General features: G+C 63.6%; 13 protein-coding genes. 11 read left to right on the forward strand and 2 right to left on the reverse strand.

Annotated features, from left to right (window positions below; translation table 11 throughout):
* The first annotated feature begins 2 nt into the window (after window positions 1–2).
* The 4 genes from HS968_RS01710 (at window position 3) to rsd (ending at window position 3,756) form a co-directional block, all read left to right on the forward strand.
* Entirely contained in the window at window positions 3–1,136 is a 1,134-nt protein-coding gene (locus HS968_RS01710; RefSeq protein ID WP_182369882.1) for a uroporphyrinogen-III C-methyltransferase, read from the forward strand.
* Window positions 1,133–2,380: a heme biosynthesis HemY N-terminal domain-containing protein gene (locus HS968_RS01715; RefSeq protein WP_182369884.1), complete on the forward strand. Its 1,248-nt coding sequence runs from the start codon at window positions 1,133–1,135 to the stop codon at window positions 2,378–2,380. Before HS968_RS01710 ends, HS968_RS01715 begins: the two co-directional genes overlap by 4 nt.
* Before the next feature lie 115 nt (window positions 2,381–2,495).
* Complete coding sequence (locus HS968_RS01720) at window positions 2,496–2,987, forward strand: disulfide bond formation protein B (RefSeq protein WP_119692323.1); 492 nt, start codon at window positions 2,496–2,498, stop codon at window positions 2,985–2,987.
* A 295-nt stretch (window positions 2,988–3,282) separates the two neighbouring features.
* The gene (gene rsd / locus HS968_RS01725) at window positions 3,283–3,756 is read left to right on the forward strand and encodes a sigma D regulator (protein WP_119692322.1); all 474 of its coding nucleotides are present in this window, start codon (window positions 3,283–3,285) and stop codon (window positions 3,754–3,756) included.
* A 24-nt stretch (window positions 3,757–3,780) separates the two neighbouring features.
* Here rsd and HS968_RS01730 read toward each other — a convergent pair whose 3' ends face one another.
* On the reverse strand, window positions 3,781–4,428 hold the full coding sequence (locus tag HS968_RS01730) for an FKBP-type peptidyl-prolyl cis-trans isomerase (RefSeq protein WP_182369885.1): 648 nt from the start codon (window positions 4,426–4,428) through the stop codon (window positions 3,781–3,783).
* Window positions 4,429–4,620: 192 nt separating this feature from the next.
* On the opposite strand from HS968_RS01730, the gene HS968_RS01735 reads away from it, so the two are divergent.
* Window positions 4,621–5,703, forward strand: coding sequence for an AlgP family protein (locus tag HS968_RS01735; RefSeq protein ID WP_182369886.1), 1,083 nt, complete (start codon window positions 4,621–4,623; stop codon window positions 5,701–5,703).
* Here the strand turns inward: HS968_RS01735 and HS968_RS01740 are convergent.
* Window positions 5,700–6,143, reverse strand: a complete 444-nt coding sequence (locus HS968_RS01740) for a TIGR02444 family protein (RefSeq protein WP_182369887.1) — start codon at window positions 6,141–6,143, stop codon at window positions 5,700–5,702. The two genes, HS968_RS01735 and HS968_RS01740, sit on opposite strands and share 4 nt — an antisense overlap.
* A 50-nt stretch (window positions 6,144–6,193) precedes the next feature.
* Between HS968_RS01740 and HS968_RS01745 the strand changes: the two genes are divergently transcribed.
* From HS968_RS01745 to HS968_RS01770, 6 genes are all read left to right on the forward strand, one after another.
* A complete protein-coding gene (locus HS968_RS01745) occupies window positions 6,194–8,107 on the forward strand; it encodes an ATP-binding cassette domain-containing protein (protein WP_182369888.1) in 1,914 nt (637 codons plus the stop codon).
* On the forward strand, window positions 8,107–8,646 hold the full coding sequence (locus HS968_RS01750; RefSeq protein WP_119692317.1) for a mechanosensitive ion channel family protein: 540 nt from the start codon (window positions 8,107–8,109) through the stop codon (window positions 8,644–8,646). The genes HS968_RS01745 and HS968_RS01750 overlap by 1 nt, the downstream gene beginning before the upstream one ends.
* 132 nt (window positions 8,647–8,778) lie before the next feature.
* Window positions 8,779–9,540 (forward strand): TerC family protein, encoded by a 762-nt coding sequence (locus HS968_RS01755; RefSeq protein WP_182369889.1) that lies wholly within the window; start codon window positions 8,779–8,781, stop codon window positions 9,538–9,540.
* A gap of 59 nt (window positions 9,541–9,599) precedes the next feature.
* Complete coding sequence (rhtB, locus tag HS968_RS01760; protein ID WP_179623489.1) at window positions 9,600–10,232, forward strand: homoserine/homoserine lactone efflux protein; 633 nt, start codon at window positions 9,600–9,602, stop codon at window positions 10,230–10,232.
* Between the two features lie 181 nt (window positions 10,233–10,413).
* Window positions 10,414–12,303, forward strand: a complete 1,890-nt coding sequence (locus tag HS968_RS01765) for an FTR1 family protein (RefSeq protein ID WP_182369890.1) — start codon at window positions 10,414–10,416, stop codon at window positions 12,301–12,303.
* A gap of 114 nt (window positions 12,304–12,417) precedes the next feature.
* Complete coding sequence (locus tag HS968_RS01770) at window positions 12,418–12,753, forward strand: enhanced serine sensitivity protein SseB C-terminal domain-containing protein (RefSeq protein ID WP_179623491.1); 336 nt, start codon at window positions 12,418–12,420, stop codon at window positions 12,751–12,753.
* Window positions 12,754–12,764: the final 11 nt, after the last annotated feature.

Below are 12,764 nucleotides of genomic sequence, written 5' to 3' on the forward strand. Positions count from 1 at the left end.
ACGTGAGCGAAGCATCCACCCCGAACACGCCAGAAGAGAAACCGGCCAGCGAAGCCGTGAAAACCACGCCTACACCTCCAGCTGCGAAGGCACCGCGCAATGGCGGCGGTAGCGGTCTTGCCGCGTTCGCCCTGCTGATCGGGCTGGCGGGTGCCGGTGCGGGTGGCTGGAGTCTCTGGCAGCTGCAGCAAATGCAGAACAGAGATCAACAGCAGGCCGAGGATCTGCAGCGCACGCGTGACGACAGCGCGAAGAAGGTGGAGGAGCTGGCCCAGCGCCTGGACTCACGTCTTTCAGCTCTGCCCAGTGCAGCCGAACTGGATGAACGCCGCCGCCTGCTGGCCAACCTGCAGAATGATCAGCAGCGCATGAGCCAGCGCCTGGAGTCGGTGCTCGATGGCAGTCGACAGGATTGGCGTCTGGATGAGGCCGAGCATTTGCTGCGCCTGGCGACCCTGCGTTTGTCCGCGCTGCAGGATGTGGCCACCGCCGAGGCGCTGGTACAGGCTGCCGACGACATTCTCCGTGAGCAGGACGACCCTGCCGCCTTCGCCGCACGCGAGCAACTCAGCCGTAGCCTCGAAGCCCTGCGTACTACGGCGCGTCCGGATCGCGTCGGTTTGTTCCTGCAGTTGGGTGCCCTGCGTGAGCAGGCCGCCACCCTCAATCCGCTCGCACCTACGTTCGAGGGTCAGGGCGACGTGCTCTCCGATCTCGCAGCCGAAGGTGATGGCAGTGCCTGGTGGGGCGAGTGGGTGAAGAAGCTGTCGGATTACTTCCGTATCGAGTTCGATGCTGATCGTAACGTGCGTCCGCTGTTGTCCGGGCAGAGCCTGTCGCAGGTGCGTCTGAGCTTGTCGCTGGCGTTGGAGCAGGCGCAATGGGCCGCACTGCATGGCCAGACCGGGGTGTACCAGCAGTCGTTGAAGCAGGCGGAAGAAATCCTCGATGCTCATTTCAACCTGGACAACCCCGATAGCCGCGCCCTGCGCCAGCGCTTCGGCGAGTTGGCCGACGCCAGTGTCGAGGTCAAGGTGCCGGATCTGAGCGACTCGCTCGACGCGTTGCAGGCTTACCTGCAACGGAAGCAGGCGCAGCGTCGGCAGGGGGCCGCTGCGGCCGGGGAGGTGCAATGAAACGCCTGATCTGGCTGCTGTTGCTGCTGGCTGTCGCCGCCGGTCTGTACTTGCTCAGCCTGGCCATCGAGGCCGACCGCGGTTACGTGCTGTTCGCCTACAAGGGTTTCCGTTACCAGTCAGGTCTGTGGGCTTTCCTCGGTCTGGTAGTGGTCGTCGTGCTGCTCTATTACCTGATCAAGCTGACGTTGCGTCTGTTGCTCAGCTCGACGCGCCTGGCCAATCCCTGGTCGCGGTTGCACCGCACTCGTCGTGTCCGCCAGGCCTCCGAGCAGGGCATGCTGGATCTGGCCGAAGGGCGCTGGGCGCGTGCTCAGCGTCAGTTGACGCGCGCTGCCGAGGCCGACAGTCAGCCGCTGATGTATTACCTGGGCGCCGCACGTGCGGCGAGCAAGCTTGGCCAGCATGAGCAGAGCGATGCACTGCTCGAGCGTGCATTGAACAAGCAGCCGCAAGCGGAGTTGGCCATTGCCCTGACGCATGCCGAATTGCAGCGCAGCCGTGGTGACAGCGATGCCGCACTGGAAACCCTGCAGGCGATGCGTGAACGCCATCCGGGCCATCACCTGGTGTTGCGCCAGTTGCAGCGTTTGTATTTGCAACGCCAGGACTGGTCTGCCTTGCTCGGGTTGCTGCCGGAGCTGCGCAAGGAAAAGGCCCTGCCTGCCGCCGAACTCGACGAACTGGAGCGCGAGACCTGGCGCGGTCGCCTGGCTGAGGCCGGGCATGCTGGGCAGGGCGAGGGTGAAGCCGCATTGCAGCCGCTGACGCAAGCCTGGCATCAGCTCTCCGCACCGTTGCGCCAGGAGCCGGAACTGATTGCCACCTATGTCGAGCAATTGCGTCGCCTGGGCGCGCAGGAAGAGGCCGAAGAAGTGCTGCGTAGCGCCCTTAAGCGTGGCTACGACAGCCGCCTGGCACGCTTCTATGGCGTGCTGCGTGGCGCCGATCCGGCGCGCCAGCTACAGACCGCCGAACTCTGGCTCAAGCAGCATCCACAGGATCCGGCGTTGCTACTGACCCTCGGCCGGTTGTGCCTGCAGAATCAACTCTGGGGCAAGGCGCGCGATTATTTCGAAACCAGCCTGAAGATCGAGCGTCATCCGGAAACCTGCGCCGAACTGGCCCGCCTGCTGGCGCAACTGGGTGAGCTGGAGCGCAGCAATCAGTTGCTGCTCGAGAGTCACGCTCTGCTGCACCAGGGGTTGCCCAGCCTGCCGCAGCCTCAGGGCGCAAGCGTCTGAGCGGACGGAGGGGCATTCCGTTCGGACGAGTAGCCGTTCGCCATGCATGAGGCGCCTTGAAAGGCGCCCATGCTTTCCTCTACCGTACTGCCCTCGATTTCCCTCCGGAGCCATCATGCAATTGGCCAGCCCGCGTCCCCTGTTCTTCCTGGCATTTATCGGCTGCGTGCTGCTCATGGCAGTGGCTCTCTATCTGGAGCATGCGGTGGGGCTTGAGCCCTGTCCGATGTGCATCGTCCAGCGTATCTGCGTCATTGGTTTTGGCCTGGTATGTCTGGTTGCCGCCATTCATGGCCCAGGGCGTCTCGGTCAGCGCATCTATGCCGTGCTGGCGCTGCTTTTCGTGCTTGTCGGTGGGGCCACGGCAGGGCGGCAAATCTACCTGCAGAGCGTTCCGGCCGATCAGCTCGAGGCCTGCCTGCCGAGTCTGGAATTCATGATGCAGGCTCTGCCGATGCAGGATGTCGTGCGTCTGGTGTTCCAGGGCACGGCGGATTGCGCCGAGGTCAACTGGACCTTGTTCGGCATGAGCATTCCCGAATGGAGCCTGCTGGCGTTCATCGGCATGTTCGGTTTCTGCCTGCTGCAGCTGCTGCGTCGCCGTTGAAGTGCAGAGGGCACGGCATTCTTGCCGTGCCGATCAAACGCGCGTATTAAATTTATCGCCACGGTGCCTTGATGGTGTGTGCCTGCGGGCATAATCTGGCTCGCACGCACCGCCGGAAAAACGCCATTTTGCGGTTTCTTTCCGTGATCAGCTGGCAATTGACAAAAAGTCGGCGGGAGCAATTTTCCAGGTCGCGCCGACGGCCTAAAGGATAGTGCCCAGGATGGCAGACACCATAAACGTCTCGGGAGTGGACGTATAACAGGCATTACCGATAAGGGAAGCGAGGTTCATCATGCTTGAGAGTTGTCAGAACGCACAGGAACGTTGGGGTGGTGTGCACCAGCTGATTGACCGTTGGCTGGGTGAGCGCCGCGAACTGGTGCTGGCCTATACCGATCTGACCAAGGCGCCGCAGGCTCCCACGATCAATGGCGAGACCTTGCTGGGCTTTTGCGAGTTGCTGGTGGACTACGTCTCGGCCGGCCACTTCGAGGTCTACGAGCAACTCACCAACGAGGCCAAGGCCTTCAATGATCAGCGTGGCCTTGAACTGGCCAAGCAGATCTATCCACGGATCGAAGCCATTACCGAGGTAGCTCTGGCGTTCAATGATCGTTGTGATAACGGCGACTGCCGTGACAACGCTTCTCTGATGGCCGAGCTCAATCGTCTGGGGCAGTTGCTGCATGAGCGTTTCGAACTGGAAGACTGCCTGATTGAGGTGTTGCACAACGCCCACCAAGAGCAGGCTGCGGCACTGGCCTGATCGGCATGGCTCGGCGCGCCGACATCAGTTGGTGACGTCGAGCAACTCCAGATCGAACACAAGCGGCGCATGCGGGGGAATCAGGTCTCCCGCCCCTTCTTCACCGTAGGCCTGAGCCGACGGCACCACCAGCCGCCAATGGGCACCTTTGGGCATCTGCAGCAGCGCGCTACGCCAGCCGGCGATCAGACTGTCCAGACGAAACCATTGCGGTGAGCTGCTCTCATCGAAAACGCTGCCGTCGGCCAGGGTGCCGCGGTAGCGCACCTGCACCCGGCTGCTGGAGGTAGGTTTGGCGCCGCTCCCGGCGCGCAGCTCCGTGATCAGTACCCCGTTGTCGAGCGCCCGTACATTGGGCAACGCACGTTGCTCGGCGAGAAAGTGTTGTTCCACTTCGACGGCTCTGGCGTGATGTTGCGGGCTGGCGGCGATGCTGGCTTCGTGAGCATCGAGCAGTTGCTCGATGCGCGCCTCCGGGAGCCGCAATGGCTTGCCTTCATAGGCCTGGCGCAGGCCTTCGAGCAGATCGTTCAGGGGCAGATCCGGTACTTCGTCCTGCAAGCGCTCACCCAGACGTACGCCAAGGCTGTAGGCCAGATCCTGCCTCTGCTGGTCGGCCTGAGCGCCGAGGCTGCAGCAGATGGCGAGGGCGGCGAATACGGCGCGGCTCATGACGATGTCTCCCGATCAAGATGCTAGGGGCTGTTGAGGTTGTGCAGCGACATGAGGTTCGCCGGCACCTCAAAGGTCTTGGCGATTATGCCAGTGCAGGCCGGCATCTGCTTTAGATCGTCTAAAGGCCTATGGCGAGGGCTCGCGCCTGCGTCTAGTATGGGCGCATCCACATCCGCCTGGAGGCGCGCCATGTCGGCCAAGAAGAAGTCCATCACTACCCCGCTGCATTTGCTTCATCAACTGTCTGCCAGCCTGCTCGAACATCTGGAAGGCGCTTGCTCACAAGCGTTGGTCGATGCCGAGAAACTCCTCGCCAAGCTCGAGAAACAGCGCGGCAAGGCCCAGGAAAAACTGCACAAGGCCCGCAGCAAGCTGCAGGACGCCGCAGTGGCCGGCAAAGCCAAGGCGCAGGCCAAGGCCAAGGATGCAGTCGCTGAGCTGGAGGAGCTGCTCGATGCACTCAAGTCCAGTCAGAGCGAGACCCGCACCTATATCGCCCAACTCAAGCGTGACGCGCAGGAAAGCCTGAAGCTGGCCCAGGGTGTCGGCAAGGTCAAGGAAGCAGTAGGTAAGGCGCTGTCGGTACGCGAGGCCAAAGTGGCTGCTCCTGCCGCCAAACCTGCCAGCAAACCCGCTGCGGCGAAGAAACCAGTAGCTGCCAAGGCTCCGGCTAAGAAGGCTGCTGCTAAAGCGCCTGCTGCCAAACCAGCTGCTGCAAAAGCTCCAGCGAAACCCGCTGCCGCCAAGCCTGCTGCTGCGAAAGCTCCAGCCAAGCCCGCTGCTGCCAAACCAGCTGCTGCGAAAGCTCCAGCCAAGCCCGCTGCCGCCAAGCCTGCCGCTGCGAAAGCTCCGGCCAAGCCCGCTGCTGCCAAGCCTGCTGCTGCGAAAGCTCCGGCCAAGCCCGCTGCTGCCAAACCAGCTGCTGCGAAAGCTCCGGCTAAACCCGCTGCCGCCAAGCCTGCTGCTGCGAAAGCTCCAGCCAAGCCCGCTGCCGCCAAGCCAACTGCTGCGAAAGCCCCAGCGAAACCCGCTGCTGCCAAGCCAGCTGCTGCGAAAGCTCCGGCCAAGCCCGCAGCTGCCAAGCCAACTGCTGCAAAAGCCCCCGCGAAACTCGCTGCTGCCAAGCCAGCTGTTGCAAAGGCTCCTGCCAAACCGGCGCAGCCCAAGGCTGCCGCAACTGCTCCCGCAGCCCCTACTGCTCCAGCGGCTGCTCCGGCACCTGCCGCGGCCACCAATGGTGCCGCTGCTCCTGGTGCATCGAGCGCGTCCTAACGCGTGATAACGGCGCCGCGCAGCACTTGCAGCGCGGCGTTGTCATTTCCGACAAGGTGTCGCAGCCAGTCACTGCCGGCGCTCTCGTTTGGCCAATCCTTGGTCAGCGCTTCCAGTCTTTTCAGCAACAGCCGTTCGGCTTCCAGCTCCAATTGCTTGAGCTGCTCGCGCAGGGTCGCCAATTCGGCATCCTGGCTCGCGGCTGTTCGCCATTGCTGGCGTGCTTGCCGCAATGGCATGACGACGTTCTGCTGCCAGGGCTGCGCCAGGTCGCGCAAGGCCTGCAAATAGTCGTCCCGACAAGGAATGCCACGTTGCTCCAGCCAGGCGCCGGTCAGTACCAGGCAGACGTCACAGCCTGAGTCCTGCAACTGCAGGCAGGCACTTTCCACGCCTGGGCGAGCGTAGAGCTGCACGGCGAAATTCCATAGATCCTGCACGTGGCCTCCCAGGCGATTTCGGGGCGAAACTGATAGACTCCGCCGCCATTATGATCCGACTCCAGAACCTCACTCTACAGCGTGGTCCGCAACGCCTGCTCGAAGGCGCCGAGCTGACCCTGCACGCCGGTCACAAGGCCGGCCTGATCGGCGCCAATGGCGCTGGTAAATCCAGCCTGTTCGCCCTGTTGCGCGGCGAGTTGACCCCGGACGCCGGCGATTGCCTGCTGCCCGGCGACTGGCGCATCGCCCATATGCGTCAGGAGGTCGATACCCTCGACCGTCTGGCTGTCGACTACGTGCTCGACGGCGACCACAACCTGCGCCGCGTGCAGGCCGAACTGGCCGCCGCTGAGCAGAGCCACGATGGCGCTGCCATTGCCCGCCTGCATAGCGAGCTGGACAGTGCCGATGGCTATACCGCCGATGCCCGCGCACGCAAATTGCTGGCCGGCCTGGGCTTCGAGAACGCGCAGATGGATCGTCGCGTCGGCGACTTCTCCGGTGGCTGGCGGATGCGCCTGAACCTGGCCCAGGCGCTGATGTGTCCGTCCGACCTGCTGCTGCTCGACGAACCGACCAACCACCTCGATCTGGACGCCATTCTCTGGCTCGAAGGTTGGTTGCAGAGCTATCCCGGCACCCTGCTACTGATTTCTCACGACCGCGATTTCCTCGACGCGGTGGTCGATCACGTGGCTCATGTCGAGCAGCGCAAGCTGAACCTGTACCGCGGCGGCTACACGGCTTTCGAGCGTACCCGCGCCGAACGCCTGGCTCAGCAGCAGCAGGCGTACGAGAAGCAGCAGGCGCAGCGTGCGCACATGGAAAAGTACATCGCCCGCTTCAAGGCCCAGGCGACCAAGGCCCGTCAGGCGCAGAGCCGGATCAAGGCTCTGGAACGCATGGAAGAGCTGAGCGCGGCGCATGTCGACTCGCCCTTCGACTTCGTCTTCCGCGAGGCCGACAAGATTTCCACGCCACTGCTCAGCCTCAGCGAAGGTCGCCTCGGTTATGGCGACAAGACCGTGCTGCAGCAGGTCAAGTTGAGTCTGGTGCCGGGCGCGCGCATCGGCCTGCTCGGCCCCAACGGCGCGGGCAAGTCGACGCTGATCAAGAACCTCTCCGCCGAACTGCAGCCGCTTAGCGGCAGCCTGACTCGCGGCGAGAACCTGGTGATCGGCTATTTCGCCCAGCACCAGCTCGACTCCCTCGACGACAAGGCCAGCCCGCTGCTGCACCTGCAACGCCTGGCGCCGAGCGAGCGCGAGCAGACCCTGCGCGACTTTCTCGGTGGCTTCGACTTCCGCGGCGCGCGCTGCGACGAGCCGGTGGTGAATTTCTCCGGCGGTGAGAAAGCGCGCCTGGCCCTGGCGCTGATCGCCTGGGGCAAGCCCAACCTGCTGCTGCTCGATGAGCCGACCAACCACCTCGACCTGGAAATGCGCCTGGCCCTGACCATGGCCCTGCAGGAGTTCGCCGGCGCCGTGGTGGTGGTCTCCCACGATCGGCATCTGCTCAAGAGCACCACCGACGAGTTCCTGCTGGTCGCCGAAGGTCGCGTGGTGCCGTTCGATGGCGACCTCGACGACTACGCGCGCTGGCTGGTGGATTATCGTCAGCGCCAGGCGCCGGTTAGTGCCCCGGCAGAAGGCGCTGCGGACAAGACCGACAAGCGCGCCCAGCGCCAGGCCGCCGCCGCGCTGCGTCAGCAACTCGCTCCGCACAAGAAGCAGGCCGACAAGCTGGAGCAGGAGTTGGGCAAGGTGCAGGAAAAGCTCGCCGCCGTGGAAACCCAACTGGGTGACAGCGGTCTGTACGAGGCTGCGCGCAAGGATGAGTTGCGCGATTGCCTGGCGGAGCAGGCGAAGTTGAAAGCCCGTGAGGCCGAGTTGGAAGAGTCATGGCTGCTGGCGCTGGAAACCCTGGAAGCGCTGCAGCAGCAGTTGGAGGAGAGTGAGTGATGGAACAGCTCGAGCTGCTTGCAGCCTGGCGTGACCCCCTGGTACGTACTGGCCAGGTGCTGCTGATTCTGGCGCTGGCCTGGCTTGCCCAGCGCATCCTGACTCGCGCTATCAGCCGCCTCGGTGCGCGCTACAGTCTGTTGCCGCCAGAGATTCTGCAGCCGCTACGTGGCCTGGTGCGCTGGTTGATCATGGGCAGCGCGCTGCTCATGGTGCTGGAGCGCTTGGGTGTGTCGGCGACGGTGCTATGGACGGCCTTGACCGGTTTCACCGCCGTGGCAGCCGTGGCGTTCTTCGCCATCTGGAGCGTGTTGTCGAACATGTTCTGCGCGCTGCTGATCTTCACCATGGGGCCGTTTCGCATCGGCGATACGGTCGAGGTGATCGACAGTGCCGACAAGCCTGGCGTGAAAGGTCGAGTAATCGCCATCAATCTGTTCTATACCACCTTGCAGGATCTCAGTGAGGACGCAGCAGGTGCGGTGTTGCAGGTGCCCAACAGCCTGTTCTTCCAGAGATCCGTACGGCGCTGGCGCTGAACTCGGGCGCATCGAAAAAATTGCACTACCTAGGGTCTGTACGAAAGGTGCCTGTACGGGACGAGCATTCGTGCCTGGCAGTCGACAGTCACCTTTCCTACACAACCTAACCCCTCTGTGGAGTAACTCCGAATGGAATGGCTTAGCAACCCGGAAATCTGGGTCGCGTTCCTGACCCTGACCGCCCTGGAAATCGTTCTGGGCATCGATAACATCATCTTCATTTCCATTCTGGTCAGTCGTCTGCCCAAGGAACAGCAGCCCAAGGCGCGTTTCTTCGGTCTGGCGCTGGCCATGGTGACGCGAATCCTGCTGCTGCTGTCGATCGCCTGGGTAATGCGCCTGACTGCGGATCTGTTCCATGTCTTCGGCGAAGGCATCTCGGGTCGGGATCTGATCCTGTTCTTCGGCGGCCTGTTCCTGTTGTTCAAGAGCACGGCGGAGATCTACCACAGCCTCGAAGGTGCGGAAGAGGGTGGGCCGGATGCGCCGAAGAAGGCTTACGGCTTCATGGGCATCATCATCCAGATCGCCATCATCGACATCGTTTTCAGCCTCGACTCGGTGATCACGGCCGTCGGCCTGGTGCAGCATGTGCCGGTGATGGTGGCGGCCATCGTCATCTCGGTGATCGTGATGATGCTGTCGGCCAGCACCATCAGCGACTTCATCGACAAGCACCCGAGCCTGAAGATGCTGGCGCTGTCGTTCCTTATCGTGGTCGGCACCGTGCTGATTGCCGAGAGCTTCGATGTGCATGTGCCCAAGGGCTACGTCTACTTCGCCATGGCCTTCTCCCTGGCGGTCGAGGCGATCAACATTCGGTTGCGTGGACGGATGAAAAAGCAACAGCAGGCCGAGCCGGTGCAGCTCCGCAAGGGCTCGCCGGATTGATCGGGCGGGAGTAGGCTTGAGGGCCTGCTCCCGCTTTTCCTTCTCCGAGGTAATTCGCCATGGCTCTCGAAACCTGGCTCGCTTTTCTGGTCGCCTGCTGGGTGATCAGTCTCTCGCCAGGCGCAGGCGCCGTGGCGTCGATGTCCGCCGGCCTGCAATACGGTTTCTGGCGGGGTTACTGGAACGCCTTGGGGCTGCAGGTTGGCCTGGCGTTGCAGATCGCCATTGTTGCCGCTGGCGTGGGGGCGATTCTCGCCACCTCGGCGCTGGCATTCAGCGTCATCAAGTGGTTTGGCGTGGTCTACCTGATCTACCTCGGCTACAAGCAGTGGAAGGCCCTGCCTACCGATCTCGATACCGGCGCCGCCGAAAGACCGATTGGTCGACCGCTGACGCTGGTGCTGCGGGGCTTTCTGGTCAACGCCAGCAACCCCAAGGCGATCATTTTCATGCTCGCGGTACTGCCGCAGTTCATCACCCCGCATGCGCCGCTGGTGCCGCAATACCTGGTGATGGGCGTGACCATGATCGTGGTGGATCTGATCGTCATGGCCGGTTACACCGGGTTGGCCTCTCGCGTGCTGCGGGTGCTGCGCACCCCGCGCCAGCAGCGGGTGATGAACCGCAGCTTCGCCGCATTGTTCGTGGCGGCAGCCGGGTTGTTGGCGACGGTCAAACGCGCCGCGGTGTGAGCTCTTTGCTGTACTGATCGGCCGCCCTCCAGGCGGCCGATTCGTTTGCGGCATAAAGTTCCCGGCGCTTTCTGGAACAGTGCGTTCGTCTGCTTGTTACAAGATATTTCCGATATTCCTTGTGCCTTAGCGTCCGCGCAGCAACAATTTGATGCCACCCATTCGCGTTTGGGATGCATTGATGTCTCGTATTCGTTCTCTTCTTTCCTGGCTGCTGCTGCCCGTTCTGGCTGGCAGCAGTCTTCTCGCCGTCGGCGAGCCCCTCGACGGCGCAGCCCAGGCCCTGCATCTGCTGGGCTATATCGGCGCCGACTACCCCGCTACCGTATCGGCCGGCCAAATCGTCGACAGCGGCGAATACCAGGAGCAGCTGGAGTTTCTCGGCGTGCTCCAGGGGCTGGTCGTGGCCCTGCCGGCACGTGCCGAGCGTAGCGAGCTGGAGCAGGGCGTTAGTGCCTTGCGCGATGCTGTTACGCAGCGCCAGCCTGGCGAGCAGGTCGCGGCCGAGGCGCGTCGTCTGGGCGCTCGCCTGGCCGAGGTGTACGCAATTTCCCAAAGCCCGGTGCTGACCCCCGATCCCGAGCGTGGTGCACCGCTGTATGCGCAGCACTGTTCGGTCTGCCATGGCGATAGCGGTGCGGGTGACGGCCCTGCGGGCATCGGTATGGAACCTGCACCGGCCAATCTGCGTGATGGCGCGCGTCTGGATCGCTTGAGCCTTTATGACCTGTATAACACGGTGGGGCTGGGCATCGAAGGCACCGACATGCCGGCATTCGCCGATCAGCTGGACGAGCGCCAGCGCTGGGATCTGGCGAGCTATATCGCCGGTTTCACGGCCGCTGCAGTGCAAGGCAAGGCTGCCTTCTCCATGGCGGATCTGGCTGGACGAACGCCTGCCGAAGTCGCAGCCGCCGGTGGCGACGTTGCCGCGTTTCGCGCTCAGCGAGCCAAGCCGCAGATCGAGCAGCGTGGGCCGCAGCAGTTGATCGGCTATACCCGTGACACTCTGGAGCGCAGCCTGGCGGCCTATCGCTCAGGGGATCACGAGCAGGCCTATGACCTGTCCGTGGGCGCCTATCTGGAAGGTTTCGAGCTGGTGGAAAGCGCCCTCGACAACCTCGACGCTGCGCAGCGCAAGACCACCGAGAAAGCGCTGATGGCTTACCGTCAGGCGTTGCAGGATGGCGCCAGTGTCGCTCAGGCAGCCCAGGCGCTGGAGCTGGCCAAGGCCGAGTTGGGCAAGTCGGCGGCCTTGCTGGAAGAAGGCGCGATGGACGACAGCCTGAGCTTCTTCGCCAGCCTGCTGATCCTGCTGCGTGAAGGGCTGGAGGCCATCCTCGTGCTGGCAGCGATCCTTGCCTTCCTGCGCAATACCGGTCAGCAGCAGGCGGTGCGTAGCGTGCACATCGGCTGGGGGCTGGCGCTGTTGGCCGGCGTCGCCACGTGGGCCGTGGCAGCCTATCTGATCGATATCAGCGGCGCTCAGCGTGAATTGCTCGAAGGCGCCACCGCGCTGTTCGCCAGTGTAGTGCTGCTGTGGGTCGGCGTGTGGATGCATGACCGGCGCCACGCGGCGGCCTGGCAGGACTACATCAAGAGCAGCCTGGTCGGTGGCGGCGGTCGCTTCGGTTTTGCCGTGCTGGCGTTCTTCTCGGTGTACCGCGAGCTGTTCGAGGTGATCCTGTTCTACGAGACCCTCTGGCTGCAGGCTGGCCCTGCCGGACACGGCGCCGTACTGGCGGGCGCGGCTGCGGCCCTGGTGCTGCTGATCGGCCTGGCCTGGGTGATCCTGCGCGGCTCGCGCAAGCTGCCGTTGACCACCTTCTTCGGTATCAATGCCGTGCTGCTGTGCGTACTGTCGGTGGTGTTCGCCGGCCACGGCGTAGCCGCGCTGCAGGAAGCCGGCGTGTTGGGCACACGGCCGGTGGCGTTCTTCGATTTCGACTGGTTGGGCATTCATGCTGATGCCTGGAGCCTCTCGGCTCAGGGACTGGCACTGGCAGGTATCGCGCTGCTCTACGGGCGTAGCCTGTTGGGCGAACGACGCCGGCTGGCCGAGCAGCGTTAAGGCGTGACCGGGGGCGGCATTTGCCGCCCTCGTTGCATCAGAGCGTGAACCGCTGCCACGACAGCTGGTCTCAGTGCACCTAGGCTGGTTCCGATCCCTTTGCCGAGTGCGCGCATGACCTCCACGATTCATTCCACCCATTACGCCGACAGTCCTGATCTGGCGTTGGCCGCGTTGCGTCATCCCACCCTGGAACAGGCGCTGTCCAGTGCCTGTGCTCAGCTTGCCGTGCGTGAGGCCTACCTGGCGGCCTTGCGCGATCCGGCCATCGGCCCGCAACCGCGGCTGTTGCTGGCGATTTCCGGCGCGGATGTGCGTGGCCAGCGCCGTCTGGCCGCACTGGTGGCTGAGCTGTTGCCCGATGAAGTGGAGTTGGATCTGATCGAGCTGGCCGACGATAACCTGTCGCGCGCTGTGCGTGAGCGCTGCCAGGCGTTCTACTGCGCCTGAGCAGCGGCGCA

It is taken from the genome of Pseudomonas berkeleyensis, from assembly GCF_014109765.1.
GTDB classification, from domain to species: Bacteria; Pseudomonadota; Gammaproteobacteria; order Pseudomonadales; family Pseudomonadaceae; genus Aquipseudomonas; species Aquipseudomonas berkeleyensis.

Coding starts and splice junctions, on each gene's coding strand:
- HS968_RS01715 (WP_182369884.1), top strand. CDS start 1,133: ATGAAACGCCTGATCTGGCTGCTGTTGCTGCTGGCTGTCGCCGCCGGT.
- HS968_RS01720 (WP_119692323.1), top strand. CDS start 2,496: ATGCAATTGGCCAGCCCGCGTCCCCTGTTCTTCCTGGCATTTATCGGC.
- rsd (WP_119692322.1), top strand. CDS start 3,283: ATGCTTGAGAGTTGTCAGAACGCACAGGAACGTTGGGGTGGTGTGCAC.
- HS968_RS01730 (WP_182369885.1), bottom strand. CDS start 4,428: ATGAGCCGCGCCGTATTCGCCGCCCTCGCCATCTGCTGCAGCCTCGGC.
- HS968_RS01735 (WP_182369886.1), top strand. CDS start 4,621: ATGTCGGCCAAGAAGAAGTCCATCACTACCCCGCTGCATTTGCTTCAT.
- HS968_RS01745 (WP_182369888.1), top strand. CDS start 6,194: ATGATCCGACTCCAGAACCTCACTCTACAGCGTGGTCCGCAACGCCTG.
- HS968_RS01750 (WP_119692317.1), top strand. CDS start 8,107: ATGGAACAGCTCGAGCTGCTTGCAGCCTGGCGTGACCCCCTGGTACGT.
- HS968_RS01755 (WP_182369889.1), top strand. CDS start 8,779: ATGGAATGGCTTAGCAACCCGGAAATCTGGGTCGCGTTCCTGACCCTG.
- rhtB (WP_179623489.1), top strand. CDS start 9,600: ATGGCTCTCGAAACCTGGCTCGCTTTTCTGGTCGCCTGCTGGGTGATC.
- HS968_RS01765 (WP_182369890.1), top strand. CDS start 10,414: ATGTCTCGTATTCGTTCTCTTCTTTCCTGGCTGCTGCTGCCCGTTCTG.
- HS968_RS01770 (WP_179623491.1), top strand. CDS start 12,418: ATGACCTCCACGATTCATTCCACCCATTACGCCGACAGTCCTGATCTG.